14 protein-coding genes are annotated in these 15,616 nt (G+C 73.9%); 6 read left to right on the forward strand and 8 right to left on the reverse strand.

What is annotated here, in order from left to right:
* Positions 1-77: 77 nt before the first annotated feature.
* Positions 78-470 (forward strand): roadblock/LC7 domain-containing protein, encoded by a 393-nt coding sequence (locus tag QC029_RS01675; RefSeq protein ID WP_279553473.1) that lies wholly within the window; start codon positions 78-80, stop codon positions 468-470.
* A gap of 166 nt (positions 471-636) precedes the next feature.
* Positions 637-1,587: a DUF6397 family protein gene (locus tag QC029_RS01680; protein ID WP_279553474.1), complete on the forward strand. Its 951-nt coding sequence runs from the start codon at positions 637-639 to the stop codon at positions 1,585-1,587.
* Here QC029_RS01680 and QC029_RS01685 read toward each other — a convergent pair.
* Both QC029_RS01685 and QC029_RS01690 read right to left on the reverse strand, forming a co-directional pair.
* Positions 1,474-2,358, reverse strand: a complete 885-nt coding sequence (locus QC029_RS01685) for an acyl-CoA thioesterase II (protein WP_279553475.1) — start codon at positions 2,356-2,358, stop codon at positions 1,474-1,476. The genes QC029_RS01680 and QC029_RS01685 overlap by 114 nt on opposite strands.
* Before the next feature lie 34 nt (positions 2,359-2,392).
* Positions 2,393-4,921, reverse strand: coding sequence for an RNA helicase (locus QC029_RS01690; RefSeq protein ID WP_279553476.1), 2,529 nt, complete (start codon positions 4,919-4,921; stop codon positions 2,393-2,395).
* 121 nt (positions 4,922-5,042) lie between these two features.
* Between QC029_RS01690 and QC029_RS01695 the strand changes: the two genes are divergently transcribed.
* A complete protein-coding gene (locus QC029_RS01695; RefSeq protein ID WP_279553477.1) occupies positions 5,043-5,837 on the forward strand; it encodes a metal-dependent hydrolase in 795 nt (264 codons plus the stop codon).
* Positions 5,838-5,899: 62 nt separating this feature from the next.
* Here QC029_RS01695 and QC029_RS01700 read toward each other — a convergent pair whose 3' ends face one another.
* Both QC029_RS01700 and QC029_RS01705 read right to left on the reverse strand, forming a co-directional pair.
* Positions 5,900-7,681, reverse strand: coding sequence for an ABC transporter ATP-binding protein (locus QC029_RS01700; RefSeq protein WP_279553478.1), 1,782 nt, complete (start codon positions 7,679-7,681; stop codon positions 5,900-5,902).
* Positions 7,678-9,546, reverse strand: a complete 1,869-nt coding sequence (locus tag QC029_RS01705; protein ID WP_279553479.1) for an ABC transporter ATP-binding protein — start codon at positions 9,544-9,546, stop codon at positions 7,678-7,680. The genes QC029_RS01700 and QC029_RS01705 overlap by 4 nt, the downstream gene beginning before the upstream one ends.
* A gap of 233 nt (positions 9,547-9,779) precedes the next feature.
* On the opposite strand from QC029_RS01705, the gene QC029_RS01710 reads away from it, so the two are divergent.
* The 3 genes from QC029_RS01710 to QC029_RS01720 all read left to right on the forward strand — a co-directional run bounded on the left by QC029_RS01710 (position 9,780) and on the right by QC029_RS01720 (position 13,494).
* Entirely contained in the window at positions 9,780-10,547 is a 768-nt protein-coding gene (locus QC029_RS01710; protein ID WP_279553480.1) for a L,D-transpeptidase family protein, read from the forward strand.
* Between the two features lie 124 nt (positions 10,548-10,671).
* Positions 10,672-12,528, forward strand: a complete 1,857-nt coding sequence (locus tag QC029_RS01715; protein ID WP_279553481.1) for an ABC transporter ATP-binding protein — start codon at positions 10,672-10,674, stop codon at positions 12,526-12,528.
* Between the two features lie 102 nt (positions 12,529-12,630).
* Positions 12,631-13,494, forward strand: a complete 864-nt coding sequence (locus QC029_RS01720; protein ID WP_279553482.1) for an alpha/beta fold hydrolase — start codon at positions 12,631-12,633, stop codon at positions 13,492-13,494.
* On the opposite strand, the gene QC029_RS01725 is transcribed toward QC029_RS01720, so the two are convergent.
* From QC029_RS01725 to QC029_RS01740, 4 genes are all read right to left on the reverse strand, one after another.
* Entirely contained in the window at positions 13,471-14,130 is a 660-nt protein-coding gene (locus QC029_RS01725) for a TetR/AcrR family transcriptional regulator (RefSeq protein ID WP_279553483.1), read from the reverse strand. The genes QC029_RS01720 and QC029_RS01725 overlap by 24 nt on opposite strands.
* A gap of 162 nt (positions 14,131-14,292) precedes the next feature.
* Positions 14,293-14,781 (reverse strand): GNAT family N-acetyltransferase, encoded by a 489-nt coding sequence (locus tag QC029_RS01730; protein WP_279553484.1) that lies wholly within the window; start codon positions 14,779-14,781, stop codon positions 14,293-14,295.
* Positions 14,778-15,212: an NUDIX domain-containing protein gene (locus QC029_RS01735; protein WP_279553485.1), complete on the reverse strand. Its 435-nt coding sequence runs from the start codon at positions 15,210-15,212 to the stop codon at positions 14,778-14,780. Before QC029_RS01735 ends, QC029_RS01730 begins: the two co-directional genes overlap by 4 nt.
* A complete protein-coding gene (locus QC029_RS01740) occupies positions 15,209-15,601 on the reverse strand; it encodes a VOC family protein (RefSeq protein ID WP_279553486.1) in 393 nt (130 codons plus the stop codon). The genes QC029_RS01735 and QC029_RS01740 overlap by 4 nt, the downstream gene beginning before the upstream one ends.
* Positions 15,602-15,616 lie beyond the last annotated feature (15 nt).

A 15,616-nucleotide genomic window follows, 5' to 3' on the forward strand; every position in this document is an offset into this window, starting at 1 on the left:
GCCGAGATCGGTGGTTGCCCCGGAGCCCGTCGTGGGTAAGGCTGGCACGGCATGACCATGAGAAGGGGGAATCGGGGATGGCACTGAGCAGTGGGCTCGACTGGCTGCTGGACGACCTGACGCAGCGGATGTCGTCGGTGCGGCACGCGCTGGTGCTCTCGAACGACGGGCTGGTCACCGGAGCCAGCCAGAGTCTGGAGAGGAGCGAGGCGGAGCACCTGGCCGCCGTCGCCTCCGGGCTGCACAGCCTGGCCAGGGGCACGGGAGAGCACTTCCACGTGGGCCGGGTGCGCCAGACGATGATCGAGTTCGAGGAGGGAGTGCTGTTCGTGACGGCCGCCGGGGACGGCAGTTGTCTGTGCGTGCTCGCCGCGGCGGAGGCCGACATGGGCCAGATCGCCTACGAGACGACCCTGCTGGTGAACCGGGTCGGCGAGCACCTGGGCGTAGCCATGCGCAACGGCCGCTGAGCGGCCGCCCACCGGACCGCCGGGCCGCCCGCCCGTCGCGGCACGGCGCTCATCGGACCCAGTCCCACCAGGCGTTCCTCCAGGTTTTCCACAGGCTCCCCGGAGCGACTCGACGGCGGTCTACCTTCGTCACGCAACGTGATGGACGAATCGCAGGGGGATCGCCATGTCGGTTGGGCTGGTACGGACGGAGACGGCCGGGGCGCGTGGGGCGGGTACGGCGGACGCCGTGCCGCTGGGCGAGGCGCGCCGGGCGCTGGGGCTGAGGCCGCGGGAGCTGGAACTGGCCGTCGAGCTGGGTGAGCTGGCGACGGTGGCGCCGGAACGGGAGCGCCACCGCCGCCGGGTGCCGGTGGCCGAGCTGGCCCGGTTGCGCGCGGAGGAGGGATTTCCGGCCACCCTGCGTGAGCGGTTGCGTCTGGTCGGCGCGCGGGAGGGCGCCGGACTGCTGGGCGTCACCCCGGCGCGCTTCGCCAGGCTGGCCCGAGCCGGTTGCTTCGGCCCGGTCCGCTTCTCCCTCAACCGGTACAGGGCGGTGGTCTGGTTCTATCTCGCCGGCGAGTTGCGGGACGTGGCCGAGCAGCAGCCGGAGCTGCTCGGCGGCCCCCTGCCGGAAGGGCTGCGGCGCCTGCTGGCCGACGGCGGGGACTGGCGTCCGCGCCACTGGCGCAACCGCCGGATCGCCCAGGTGACGCGCCGTACGGACGACCCGTGGGCGGCCGCCGCCGCCCACGCCGCCGTGCTCGCGCCGGACGTGCTGGAGGAGGCCGTACCGGATCCGGCCGAGCGGGCCCGGCTGGAGGAGCTCCGGCCCGAACTGACCACCGCCCGGCCCGAGTCCCTCGCCGCCAGGGAGGTCGTTCGCGGTCTGCTCACCGCCGACGGCGAGGAGGAGGTCCTCTGGCACCGGCTGGGCCTGACGCTGGCGCTGAGCACGGCGCAGTCGGCCCGCCCCCTGCTACGGCGGGCGGGGGAGCACCCGCCGGCGCGGGACGCAGGGGCGTCAGCCCTTCTTCCTCCGGAACAGCCCCTCCTGCATCACGGAGGCGAGCAGCCGTCCCTGCCGGTCGTAGATCTGCCCCCGCGCGAGCCCGCGGGCGCCGGTCGCGACGGGTGACTCCTGCTGGTAGAGGAACCACTCGTCGGCCCGGAACGGGCGGTGGAACCACATCGCGTGGTCCAGGGAGGCCATGTCGAAGCCGCGCGGCCCCCACAGGGGCTCGACCGGCAGGCGCACCGCGTCGAGCAGCGTCATGTCACTGGCGTAGGTGACGGCGCAGGTGTGGACGAGCGGATCGTCGCCCAGCGGCCCCACCGCCCGCATCCACACCGCGCTGCGCGGCTCCACGCCCTCGAGTTCCCGCGGGGTCCAGCGCAGCCGGTCCACGTACCGGATGTCGAACGGCTGGCGCCGCGCCATGCGCTCCAGCGGCTCGGGCAGGGCGCCCAGGTGCTCGCGGATCTCGTCGGCCAGCCCGGGCAGCGACTCCGGATCGGGCACCCCGGGCATCGGCAGCTGGTGCTCGAAGCCCGGTTCACCACGATGGAAGGAGGCGGTCAGGTTGAAGATCGTCCGGCCCTGCTGCACGGCCACCACACGGCGGGTGGTGAACGATCTCCCGTCCCGCACCCGCTCGACCTGGTACACGATCGGCACCCCGGGCGCCCCCGGCCGCAGGAAGTACGCGTGCAGCGAGTGCACCGGGCGCTCCCCGTCGGTGGTGCGCCCGGCCGCGACCAGGGCCTGCCCGGCCACCTGGCCGCCGAAGACGCGCTGCAGCGACTCCTCGGGACTGTGCCCGCGGAAGATGTTCTCCTCGATCCGCTCCAGATCGAGCAGGTCCACCAGGCGCTCGACCGGGGTGGCGGGGCCGGTCGGGTCGGTCATCGTCGGTACTCCTTCGCGCTCTCCCGGTCCGCCGTCACAGCTGGCCCACGTCGACGACCTTGATCACCGCGCGGCCCTCCTCGTCGGAGGCGGTGAGGTCGACCTCGGCGGTGATCCCCCAGTCGTGGTCGCCGTTCGGGTCGGCGAACGTCTGCCGCACCCGCCACAGACCGTCATCGGGGCGCTCCTCGATCCGCAGCAGCTTCGGACCGCGGGCGTCCGGGCCGGTCCCCAGCTCGTCGTACTCGTCCCAGTACGCGTCCATGGCCTCGGCCCAGGCGTCGGCGTCCCAGCCGGCGTCGGCGTCCAGCTCGCCCAGCTCCTCGACCTTGTCCAGGGCGGCCAGCTCCACCCGCCGGAACATCGCGTTGCGCACCAGGACGCGGAAGGCGCGGGCGTTGGCGGTGACGGGCTTGACCTGGTCGGCGCGCTCCTGGGCCTCCTCGGCCGTCTCGTCCTCGGGATTGGCCAGCTGCTCCCACTCGTCCAGCAGGCTGGAGTCGACCTGGCGGACCATCTCGCCGAGCCACTCGACGATGTCCTGGAAGTCCTCGGACTTCCGGTCGTCCGGCACGGTGTGCTCCAGGGCCTTGTAGGCGCTGGCCAGGTAGCGCAGCACGATGCCCTCGGTGCGTGCCAGCTCGTAGTGGGAGACGAACTCCCCGAAGGTCATGGCCCGTTCGTACATGTCGCGGATCACGGACTTGGGGGAGAGGGGGTGGTCGCCGACCCACGGGTGGCTCTTGCGGTAGACGCCGTAGGCGTGGGAAAGGAGCTCCTCCAGCGGCTTGGGGTAGCCGATGTCCGCCAGCCGCTCCATGCGCTCCTCGTACTCGACGCCGTCCGCCTTCATCTGCGCGACGGCCTCGCCCCTGGCCTTGTTCTGCTGGGCGGCCAGGATCTGCCGGGGGTCGTCCAGCGTGGACTCCACGACGGAGACCATGTCCAGCGCGTACGAGGGGGACTCGGGGTCCAGCAGCTCGAAGGCGGCGAGCGCGAAGGTGGACAGCGGCTGGTTGAGCGCGAAGTCCTGCTGGAGGTCGACGGTCAGCCGGATGCGGCGTCCCGCCCCTCCCTCGCCTTCGGCGGCCCGGGCGTCGAGCTGCTCCACGACCCCGCCGTCCAGCAGCGAGCGGTAGATGGCGATCGCCCGCCGGATGTGGCGCAGCTGGCTGCGCCGGTCCTCGTGGTTGTCCTCCAGCAGCTTGCGCATCGCCTGGAAGGCGTCGCCGGGCCGGGCGATGACGGACAGCAGCATCGCGTGGGTCACCTTGAAGCGGGAGGTCAGCGGCTCCGGTTCGGAGGCGATCAGCTTCTCGAAGGTCTGCTCGCTCCAGTTGACGAAGCCCTCGGGCGCCTTCTTCCGGACCACCTTGCGGCGCTTCTTCGGGTCGTCGCCGGCCTTGGCGAGAGCCTTCTCGTTCTCGATGACGTGCTCGGGCGCCTGGGCCACGACCAGGCCCGCCGTGTCGAAGCCGGCCCGTCCGGCGCGTCCCGCGATCTGGTGGAACTCCCGCGCCCGCAACACCCGCACCCGGTTGCCGTCGTACTTGGTCAGCGCGGTGAACAGCACCGTCCGGATGGGCACGTTGACCCCCACCCCGAGGGTGTCGGTGCCGCAGATCACCTTCAGCAGGCCCGCCTGGGCCAGCCTCTCCACCAGCCGCCGGTACTTCGGCAGCATCCCCGCGTGGTGCACCCCGATACCGTGCCGGACGTAGCGCGAGAGGTTCCGCCCGAACTTGGTGGTGAAGCGGAAGTTGCCGATCAGCTTGGCGATTTCGTCCTTCTCCTCGCGCGAGCACATGTTGATGCTCATGAGCGCCTGCGCCCGCTCCACCGCCTGGGCCTGGGTGAAGTGCACGATGTACACCGGCGCCTGGTGGGTCTGGAGCAGCTCGGTCAGCGTCTCGGTCAGCGGGGTCATGCGGTACTCGTAGCTCAGCGGCACCGGACGGGTGGCGGAGCGCACCACGGCGGTCGGGCGCCCGGTGCGCCGGGTCAGGTCCTTCTCGAACCGGCTGACGTCGCCGAGCGTCGCCGACATCAGGACGAACTGCGCCTGCGGCAGCTCCAGCAGCGGGATCTGCCAGGCCCAGCCGCGGTCCGGCTCGGCGTAGAAGTGGAACTCGTCCATCACCACCTGGCCGATGTCGGCGTCCGCGCCGTCGCGCAGTGCGATGGAGGCGAGGACCTCGGCGGTGCAGCAGATGACGGGCGCGTCGGCGTTGACCGAGGCGTCGCCGGTGAGCATGCCGACGTTCTCGGTGCCGAAGATCTTGCACAGGTCGAAGAACTTCTCCGACACCAGCGCCTTGATGGGGGCGGTGTAGAAGGTGACCTTGTCCTGGGCGAGCGCGGCGAAGTGCGCCCCGGCCGCGACCAGGCTCTTGCCGGACCCCGTCGGCGTGGACAGGATGACGTTCGCCCCGGAGACCACCTCGATCAGCGCCTCCTCCTGGGCGGGATAGAGCGTGATGCCCCGTCCCTCGGCCCAGCCGGAGAAGGCTTCGTAGAGAGTGTCGGGATCTGCGGTGCTCGGCATCTGATCGATAAGGGTCACGCCCTCCATACTGCCTGCCGCAGCGCCCTCGGTGGGAACCGGCCGACGGACGGAAGATCATCGGCGCTACGCTGTGGCACCCGCGGGACGGCGGAGCGAGCGCGATGGGGTGGGGACGCAGATGATGGGACCGGCACACTCACTGTCGGGAGCCGCGGCATGGCTGGGGGTGGGAGCGGCGGCGAACGCCCTGGACCGGCCGATGCCGTGGCCGGTGCTGGTGGTCGGCGCCCTGATCTGCGCGGGAGCCGCGCTGGCCCCCGATCTGGACCACAAGTCCGCGACGATCTCCCGCGCCTTCGGCCCGCTCTCCAAGTGGCTGTGCGTGGTGATCGAGAAACTGTCGTGCGCGGTGTACAAGGCCACCCGCAAGTCCGGCGACCCCCGCCGCGCGGGCGGTCACCGCACCCTCACCCACACCTGGCTGTGGGCCGTGGTGATGGGCGCCGGCTTCTCGGCCTTCGCGGTGCTCGGCGGCCGTTGGGCGGTGCTGGCCGTCCTCTTCGTCCACATGGTACTGGCCGTCGAGGGTCTGCTGTGGCGGGCGGCGCGGGTCTCCAGCGACGTCCTGGTGTGGCTCCTCGGCGCGACCAGCGCCTGGATCCTGGCGGACATCCTGAACAGGCCGGGAAACGGGGCGGACTGGCTGTTCACCGAACCCGGCCAGGAGTACCTGTGGCTCGGGCTGCCGATCGTGCTGGGCTCCCTGGTCCACAACATCGGCGACGCCATCACCGTCTCCGGCTGCCCGATCCTGTGGCCGATCCCCGTGGGGAGCAAGCGCTGGTACCCGGTGGGCACGCCCAGGCCCATGCGGTTCAGGGCGGGCAGCTGGGTCGAGGTGCAGGTGCTGATGCCCGGCTTCATGCTGGTGGGCGGATTGAGCGGGCTCTGGGCCGTGGGCTTCCTCGGCTGAGCGGCCCGGTCCGCTCCGCTCCGGCCGGGGACGGGCCCGGCCGGAGCGGAGCGGACGCGGGATCAGCCGTGCCAGGACCGCCACAGTGCCGCGTAGGCGCCGCCGGCGGCGACCAGCTCGCCGTGGCTGCCCAGCTCGCTGATCCGGCCGTCCTCCACGACCGCGATCACATCCGCGTCGTGCGCGGTGTGCAGCCGGTGCGCGATCGCCACCACGGTGCGGCCCTCCAGCACCCGCGCCAGCGAACGCTCCAGATGCCGGGCGGCACGCGGGTCCAGCAGGGACGTCGCCTCGTCCAGCACCAGCGTGTGCGGATCGGCCAGCACCAGCCGGGCCAGCGCGATCTGCTGGGCCTGGGCCGGGGTGACCGCCAGCCCACCCGAGCCGACCTCGCTGTCCAGGCCGTCCTCCAGACCGCGGGCCCAGCCGTCGGCGTCCACCGCCGCGAGGGCGGCCCACAACTCGGCGTCGTCCGCGTCCGCGTTCGCCAGCAGCAGGTTGTCGCGCAGCGAGCCGACGAAGACGTGGTGCTCCTGGTTGACCAGCGCCACGTGCTCGCGCACCCGCTCCGCGGGCATCCGGGCCAGCGCCGCTCCGCCGAGGGTGACCTCGCCCGTCCGCGGGGCGTAGATCCCCGCCAGCAGCCGGCCCAGCGTGGACTTGCCCGCGCCCGACGGTCCCACCAGCGCCACCCGCGTACCGGGTGCCACGTCCAGCGACACCCCGTGCAGCACGTCGCCGCCCGCGTGGTAACCGAACCGGACCGCGGCGGCGCGGACCTCGCGGCCGTCCGGGGCCAGCGTGCCGTCGCCGGACTCCGGGTCGATCTCCCGGACCCCGACCAACCGGGCCAGGGAGACCTGGGCGGTCTGGAGCTCGTCGTACCAGCGCAGGATCATGCCGATCGGTTCGACGAGCATCTGCGCGAGCAGCGCGCCCGTGGTCAGCTCGCCGACCGAGATCCAGCCCCGCAGCACGAAGAGCCCGCCGAGCATCAGCACCGATCCCAGGATCAGCACGTGGGTGGCGTTGATGACGGGGAAGAGGACCGTGCGCAGCCACAGCGTGTACCGCTCCCACGCCGTCCACTCCCCGATGCGGCGCTCGGACAGGGCGACCCGGCGCGCGCCCAGACGGTGGGACTCCACCGTCCGCCCGGCGTCCACGGTCTCGGCCAGGGCCGCGGCGACGGCGGCGTAGCCCGCCGCCTCGGAGCGGTAGGCGCCGGGCGCCCGCCGGTAGTACCAGCGGCAGCCCGCCAGCAGCAGCGGCAGGGCGATCACCACGGACAGCGCCAGCGGCGGCGCGGTGACCGTGAGCGCGCCCAGCAGCAGCCCCGCCCAGACGACGCCGATCGACAGCTGGGGCACCGCCTCGCGCATGGCGCTCGCCAGTCGGTCGATGTCGGTGGTGATCCGGGACAGCAGGTCTCCCGTCCCGGCCCGTTCCAGCACGCCCGGGGGCAGCCGCACCGAGCGGACCAGGAAGTCCTCGCGGAGGTCCGCCAGCATCCGCTCGCCCAGCATCGCCCCGCGCAGCCGCACCTGCTGGACGAAGACGGTCTGCACGACCAGGGCGGCGGCGAACAGCAGGACGGTGCGCTCCAGGTGGAGGTCGCGGGCTCCCGCGGCGAGGTCCTCCACCACCCGCCCCAGCAGATAGGGGCCGGCCATGGAGGCCACCACCGCGACGGCGTTCACCGACACCAGTACCGCGAACGCCCCGCGGTGCCGCCGGACCAGCTCGCCGACGTAGGCGCGTACGGTCCCCGCCGCGCCGACCGGCAGGGTCGTGGCCGACTCGGGCGCGGCGGGATCGTACCCGGGGGGTGCGACGCCGATCATGCGGTCTCCTCCATCCGTTCACGCCGCCGCGGCTCCCGCGGCCCGGCGGTGTCGCCGTTCCCGTCGCTCGCGCCGTTCTCGCCGTTCCTGCCGTTCCCGCCGCCCTCGTCGAGCTCGCCGGTCTCGCGGGTGACCACCGCGCGGTACCCCGGCTCGCCCGCCAGCAGTTCGCGGTGCGTGCCGACCGCGGTCACCTCGCCGCGGGAGACGAACGCCACCCGGTCGGCCCGGTCCAGCAGCAGCAGACTGGAGGAGAACACCACCGTGGTGCGGCCCGTCCGCAGACGGCGCAGCGCGTCGGCGACACGGGCCTCGGTGTGCGAGTCGACCGCGCTGGTCGGCTCGTCCAGCACCAGCACCTCCGGATCGGCGACCAGCGACCGGGCCAGTGCCAGCCTCTGGCGCTGGCCGCCCGACAGCGACCTGCCGCGCTCGGTGATCCGGGCCCGCATCGGGTCGCCGCCCCGGCCGCCGTCGGCCTGCGCCAGCGCGGCGAGCACATCGCCGCACTGGGCCGCCTCCAGCGCCCGCTCGCGGGGGACCGCACCGGACGACGGCACGTCGAGCAGTTCCCGCAGGGTGCCCGACAGCAGCACCGGATCCTTGTCCTGCACCAGCACGGCGGTGCGGGCCGCCTCCAACGGCACCTCGTCCAGGGCGACCCCGCCCAGCAGCACCGACGGAGTGTCCGGCGCGGACTCGGCGCTGTGCCCGCCCAGCCGCTCGGCGAGCCGCCCGGCCGCGTCGGGATCGCCGCACACCACCGCGGTCAGACGCCCGGCCGGCGCGAGCAGCCCGCTCACCGGGTCGTACAGATCACCGTGCGGCACCTCCGCGTCCCCGGGCGCTCCGGCGGGGCCCGGCCGCGTCTCCCGGCGCAGTGCCAGGACCCGGGCCGTCCGCTTCGCCGAGGGCCGGGAGAAGGAGTACGCCATGGCGATCTCCTGGAAGAGCCGCAGCGGGAAGAGCAGGAAGGTCACCGCGCCGTACACCGTCACCAGCTCGCCCACGGCGACCCGGCCGTCCAGCGCCAGCCGCGTGCCGAACCAGACCACCGAGATCAGCAGCAGTCCCGGCAGCACCACCTGCACGGCGTCGATCAGCGACCACATCCGCGCGGTGCGCACCGCCGCCCGCCGCACCTCCTGCGAGGCCCGGCGGTACCGGTCGAGGAAGAGCTCCTCGCCCCCGATGCCGCGCAGCACCCGCAGCCCGGCCACGGTGTCGGCGGCCAGCTCGGTGGCCCGTCCCGCCTTCGCGCGCTGCGCGTCCGCCCGGCGGGTCGCCGGCGGCAGCAGCGGCAGCACGACCAGGGCCAGCACCAGTACGCCCAGCGTCACCAGACCGCCCAGCAGCGGCTCGTACACCACCAGGGCGGAGCACACCCCGGCCGTGGTCAGCAGCGCGGCGCCGAAGCGGGAGACGGCCTCGACGAACCAGCCGATCTTCTCGATGTCCCCGGTCGACACGGCCACCACCTCGCCGGCCGCCACCCGGCGGGTCAGCGCGGCCCCCAGCTCGGCGGTCCGCCGGGCCAGCAGCTGCTGCACCCGGGCCGCGGCGGTGATCCAGTTGGTGACGGCGGCGCGGTGCAGCATGGTGTCACCGACGGTGACCGCCAGACCCAGTGCCAGCATCAGGGCCCCCGTCGAGACGAGCCGCTCCCCGGAGCGCTCGCCGGCGGCCTGCACGGCCATGCCCACGGCGAGGGGGAAGGAGGCGACCGCCGCCATGTGCAGCGTCCCCCAGGCCAGCGCCTTCAACTGGCCGCCGAGCTGTGACCGCCACAGCCAGACCAGCAGGCGGAACCCGGACCGTACGTCGGGGTCACCGGGATCGGGATACGGAAGATCGCGAATGCGCATGACGTCCCAGAACGGTCTCGTGGGCGGAAGGGGGAGAGGCGACCGTGCAAGCCTTCCCTCATCCCCGGCGGGAGGGCAAAGGGTTTTCCGCGCGGCCGCACACGACCGGCCGCATCCGGCCGCATCCGGCCACATCCGGACACGGAGCCGGGTCCGGCCGTGGGCCCGGGTCCGCCCGCGCCCCGGGCTCGTGGTGGCGGAGTGGGCGGGCGGCGGGTGGGACGATGGACGGCATGAGAACGTCCGGTACGCGATCCAGGCCCGGCGCACGGCGCGCGGCGCCGGCGGCCTGCGCCGCCACGGCGGTGCTCTCCCTGCTGATCGCGGGCTGCGGCAGTGGCGGGGGCACGGGCAGGGCCGACACCTCCTCCCGGCCCCGGCAGGCGGCGTCGGCGCCGCCCTCCTCGCCCGGCGCCGACTCCCGCCGCATCCCCGGGGTCGGCGACCGCCTCCACTCCGAGATCCCCGCCTCCGCGCGCCAGGTCGTGGCCGTCTACGGCGAGGGCGAGGACTCCGAGGACGCCACGGTCGTCCTCTACACCCGGCACGGCGGCACCTGGACGCGCGGGCACCGGTGGCCCGCCCACAACGGCAGGCGCGGCTGGACGCCGGACCACCGCGAGAACGACAAGCGCAGCCCGATCGGCGTCTTCACCCTCTCGGACGCCGGCGGAGTCCTTCCCGACCCCGGGACGAAGCTGCCGTACACCCGCTCCGCCGCCTTCGCCGCGCCGCGCCACTGGCCCGAGAGGTACCGGCACGACTTCGACTACGTCATCGCCATCGACTACAACCGGGTCAGGGGCACACCCCCCAACGACCCGACCCGGCCCCGGGGGCAGGAGAAGGGCGGCGGCATCTGGCTGCACATGGACCACGGCAGCGGCACCTCCGGCTGCGTCAGCCTCTCCAGGTCCGGCATGGAGCACCTGCTGCGCACCCTCGACCCGGCGCAGCACCCGGTCGTGGTGATGGGGGACAGGGAGAGCCTCGCCTCCTGACCGGCCGCGCGCGGGCGAGCAGCGGCACGGGTGAGCGCGGACGGGCGGCCGTAGGCTGGTGAACCGGCGGCGGTCCGGCCGCGAGCCGGCCCCGCCGGTCACCGCCGACCGCCGAAGGAGCGCATTGCACCGCGACGAACCAGCCTGGACCCCGCCCCCGAGGGAGAAGGGCGCACCGCAGCCGCCCGCCCAGATCCGCCGCATCCTGCGCCTCTTCCGCCCCTACCGGGGACGGCTGGCCGTGGTCGGACTGCTGGTCGGCGCGTCCTCGCTGGTCTCGGTCGCCTCGCCGTTCCTGCTGCGCGAGATCCTCGACGTGGCGATCCCGCAGCAGCGCACCGGCCTGCTGTCCCTGCTCGCCCTCGGCATGATCGCCACGGCGGTGCTGACCAGCGTCTTCAACGTCCTCCAGACGCTGATCAGCACGACGGTCGGCCAGCACGTCATGCACGACCTGCGCACCGAGGTCTACGCCAAGCTCCAGCGGATGCCCCTGGCGTTCTTCACCCGCACCCGCACCGGGGAGGTCCAGTCCCGCATCGCCAACGACATCGGCGGGATGCAGGCCACCGTCACCTCCACCGCCACCTCCCTGGTCTCCAACCTCACCAGCGTGGTGGCGACGGTGGTGGCCATGCTGGCGCTGGACTGGCGGCTCACCCTCGTCTCGCTGCTGCTGATGCCGCTGTTCGTCTGGATAAGCCGCCGCGTGGGCCGCGAGCGCAAGAAGATCGCCACCCACCGGCAGAAGCAGATGGCGGCGATGTCGGCGATGGTGACCGAGTCCCTGTCGGTCAGCGGCATCCTGCTGGGCCGCACCATGGGCCGGGCCGACTCCCTCACCCGCGCCTTCGCCGACGAGTCGGAGCGGCTGGCGGACCTGGAGATCCGCTCCAACATGGCCGGACGCTGGCGGATGTCGGTCATCGGCATCATCATGGCGGCCATCCCGGCCCTGCTGTACTGGGCCGCCGGCCTGCTCCTCCACCTCGGGGGCCCGGCCTTCTCCATCGGCACCCTGGTCGCCTTCGTCACCCTCCAGCAGGGCCTGCTGCGTCCGACCGTCTCGCTGCTGAGCACCGGCGTGCAGATGCAGACCTCGCTCGCCCTCTTCCAGCGCATCTTCGAGTACCTGGACCTGCCGGTGGACATCACCGAGCCCGCCCGGCCCGTACGCCTGGAGCGGCCGCGCGGCGAGGTCCGCTTCGAGGACGTCACCTTCTCCTACGACCCCGACTCCGCCACCCCCACGCTCAGCGGCATCGACCTGACCGTCCCGGCGGGCGGCAGTCTCGCCGTCGTCGGCGCCACCGGCTCCGGCAAGAGCACGCTGAGCTACCTGGTGCCCCGGCTGTACGACGTCACCGGCGGCCGGGTCACCATCGACGGGGTCGACGTACGGGACCTGGACTTCGACTCCCTGGCCCGGGCGGTGGGCGTGGTGTCGCAGGAGACCTACCTCTTCCACGCGTCCGTCGCCGACAACCTCCGCTTCGCCCGGCCCGACGCCACGGACGCCGAGATCGAGGCCGCCGCCCGGGCCGCCCAGATCCACGACCACATCGCCTCGCTGCCGGAGGGCTACGACACCCTCGTCGGCGAGCGCGGCTACCGCTTCTCCGGGGGCGAGAAGCAGCGTCTGGCCCTCGCCCGCACCATCCTGCGCGACCCGCCCGTCCTCATCCTCGACGAGGCCACCAGCGCCCTGGACACCCGCACCGAGCAGGCCGTCCAGCGGGCCGTCGACGCCCTGGCCACGGGCCGCACCACGCTGACGATCGCCCACCGCCTGTCGACCATCCGCGACGCCGACCAGATCGTCGTCCTCGACGGCGGACGGATCGCCGAGCGCGGCACCCACGAGGAGCTCATCGCCCGCAACGGGCGCTACGCGGCCCTGCTGCGGCGCGACGCGGTCCTTCCCGAGTCGGCGGGCCCCGACGCCGTGGGCCCGGGAGCGGTGGAGGCCGCCCCCGCCTGAGCCGGTTCCCCGCACACCGCGGCGGCTCCGCCGAGCCGAAAACTGAACGAACGACCGTGCTAATATCTCGTCATTCCACCGGCCGAGCGAGGAGAACCGGGCATGCGTCCCACGACCGCGATCATCCGCACCGCCCTCAACACCACCTCCTTCGTCGCCCCCGGCCTCGCCGGCCGCGCGGCGTTCGGCCTCTTCCGCGGCCCTCTGGCCCGCGGTGCCGTCCGCCCCGCCGAACAGCCGGTGATGGACCGCGCCCGGCGCGGCGAGCTGACCGTCGCGGGCAAGCGGGTGGCGACCTACCGCTGGGGGAGCGGCGACCGCCCGGTCCTCCTGGTGCACGGCTGGCGGTACCGCGCCTCCCGCTGGCACGCCTTCGTCACGGCCCTCCGGGAGCGGGGTTACAGCCCCGTGGCCTTCGACGCCCCCGGGCACGGCGCCTCCGAGGGGCGCACGACCACGATCCTGGAGTACCGCGAGATCATCCGCGCCCTCCACGGCGAGCACGGCCCGTTCGAGGCGGTGGTGGCCCACTCCTTCGGCTCCCTGGCCGCGTCCTTCTCCCTCCGCGACGGGGTGACGGCGGGGCGGCTGGTCTCCCTGGGCGGGGTGGCCGAGTTCGGCTGGGTGCTGGAGGGCTTCCGCGCCGGGCTGGGCCTGCGGCCCCGGGTCGGTCAGGAGGTGCGCCGGCGCGTCGAGGCCATGCTCCTGCCCGAGGCGGGCGAGGCGACGCGGGAACTGCTCACCGCCGTCGTCCGGCCGGGCGAGGACGGCATGCCGGTCCTGCTGGTCCACGACGAGCACGACGACGTCGTCCCCCTCGACCAGTCCCGCCGGCTGGCGCGGGCGTACGGCGAACGGGTGCGGCTGGTCACCACCCGGGGCCTGGGACACCGCCGCATCATCACCGATCCGGGCGTGACGGCCGAGGCGCTGGGCTTCCTCTCAGCCGCCGAGCCGGTCCGGTAGGGCCGAGGGGGCGGTGGCCGCCGCCCGCAGCCGCTCCACGATGGCGGTCTCCGCCAGACCGTACGCGCGGTCGTCGTCCCTGAGCACCGAGCGCGCGTCGGCGAACTCCAGCAGGGCGGTGATCTCGAAGGCCAGCTGGTCCACCCGGACGTCGGGGCGCAGCTCGCCCGCGAGCCGGGCCTCCTCCAGCGTCCGCTCCACGAACGCCCCCCAGTCGTCCAGGACGGCGGCCACGGCGTCGTGCACCGGGCCGCTGCGGGCGTCGAACTCCGCGGAGGCCCCGTGGAAGAAGCACCCGCCGGGGAAGACCCGCTCCCGCGAGTACGCCAGCCAGCCCGCGCACAGCCGCCGCACCCGCGTCAGGCCGGGCGGCAGACCGTCCACCGGACGCACCACCCGCTCGACGAACACGGCCCGCGCCGCGCGCACCGTCGCCAGCTGGAGCTCCTCCTTGGAGCCGAAGAGGGCGAACACCCCGCTCTTGCTGAGCCCCAGCTCGGTCGCGATCCGCCCCAGGGAGAGCCCCTCGAGCCCCTCCACGGACGCGATCTCCACCGTCCGGTCCAGCACCAGGCGCCGCGTCCGGTCCCCGCGCTCGACCCGCCCGTCCGTCCGGGCCGCCCGTGTCACGCCCATGCCCCGATCCTCTCTCCGAGACCGTCATCCTACGGCGGCGCCCTCCCGGGACGGCCGTGGCGGCGGGCCTCCGGCGAGGTCCCAGGGCGTGCGCGCGGGAGGGCCGTCCGTGCGACCGGCCGGGACGGCGGCCCGGCCGGAGCGGACGCGGCGGGGCCGCGGTCAGCGCAGGACCAGCACGTACTCCTCCACCCTCTCCCCCCGCGCCGCCGCGTGCCCGCCGCCCTCGCCGCAGCGCACGAAGCCGCACTTGTCCAGGACCCGCAGCGAGCCGTGGTTGTCCTTGGCCGCGCGGGCGTACAGCGGCCGGTGCGGATGCTCCGCCAGCAGGGCGGCCAGCGCGCGGCCGGCGATGCCGCGCCCCCAGTGCTCGCGGGCGATCCAGTACGTGACCTCGCGCCGGCCGGGCTCGTCCCGGGGCGCGTAGACCATGACGCTGCCGGCCACCTCCCCGTCGGCGAGCACGGTCCGCTTCACGACCGCCGGGTCGCCGAGGATCCGCTCCCAGCGGGCGTCGAAGGCGGCGCGGTCCGAGGGGTCCGCGACGGTGAACGCCGCCATCCGGTTGGCCTCCGGGTCGAGCTGGAAGCGGAAGAGGGACGGCAGGTCCGCGGGCACGGTCTCGCGCAGGACCACGGCGGGCGGGGTCACGCCAGCCTCCCCTCGGCGCGCAGGTCGTCGAAGACCAGTTGGTCCACCGGCGGCACCAGGTCGCGGTCGGCGTACGTCAGCCAGCGGATCTCCTCGATCTCGCTGCTGGCGGCGAGCGTGCCGCGGTAGTCGCCGGTGTAGCAGGCCATCCGGACCACCACTGCCGGTGTGTCCGCGTCCACCGGCGCCTCGTACGTGCCCAGATGGGCGACCGTGCCGGGCACGATCGCCACGGTCAGCTCCTCCTCGACCTCCCGCAGCAGCGTCCGCTCGTCGCTCTCGCCCGCGTGGCGCTTGCCGCCGGGGATGTAGAAGAGGTCCTTGCCGCGCGTACGGGTGCCCAGGACCGCGCCGTCGCGCAGATGCACCCACGCCACCGTGTCGATGAGCCTTCGCGCGGGGCCGGATATGGGGTCGGCGGAGCCCGTCATCGCGCGGCGCCCCCGTCCGGTCCGTGGAGTCCCGAGGTGCGCGGGGCGAACACGCCGAACTCGTTGCCCTCCGGGTCGGCCAGGACGTCCCACCCCGTGCCCTCGCCGTGCCGCCGCACCATGGTGGCCCCCAGCGCGAGGAAACCGTCCGTGTCGCCCCACACGTCGAAGCGCACCCGGTTCCTGCCGGTCTTCGGGTCGGGCACCGGGGTGAACCAGATCACGGGCCCGGCGTCCTGCGGATGGTGGATGGCCACCGGCCACTCCGGCGGCTGGGGAGGGCGGCCCAGCGGCCTGCGGCGTTCGTACCCCAGCGCGGCGCACCACCAGTCGGCGAGCGCCTGGTGGTCGGCGGCGTCCACGACCAGGTCCTTGATGCGTGCGGGCATGCCGCCGAGCGTAGC

The sequence above is a fragment of the Streptomyces sp. DH37 genome (assembly GCF_029813835.1).
Taxonomy (GTDB): Bacteria; Actinomycetota; Actinomycetes; order Streptomycetales; family Streptomycetaceae; genus Streptomyces.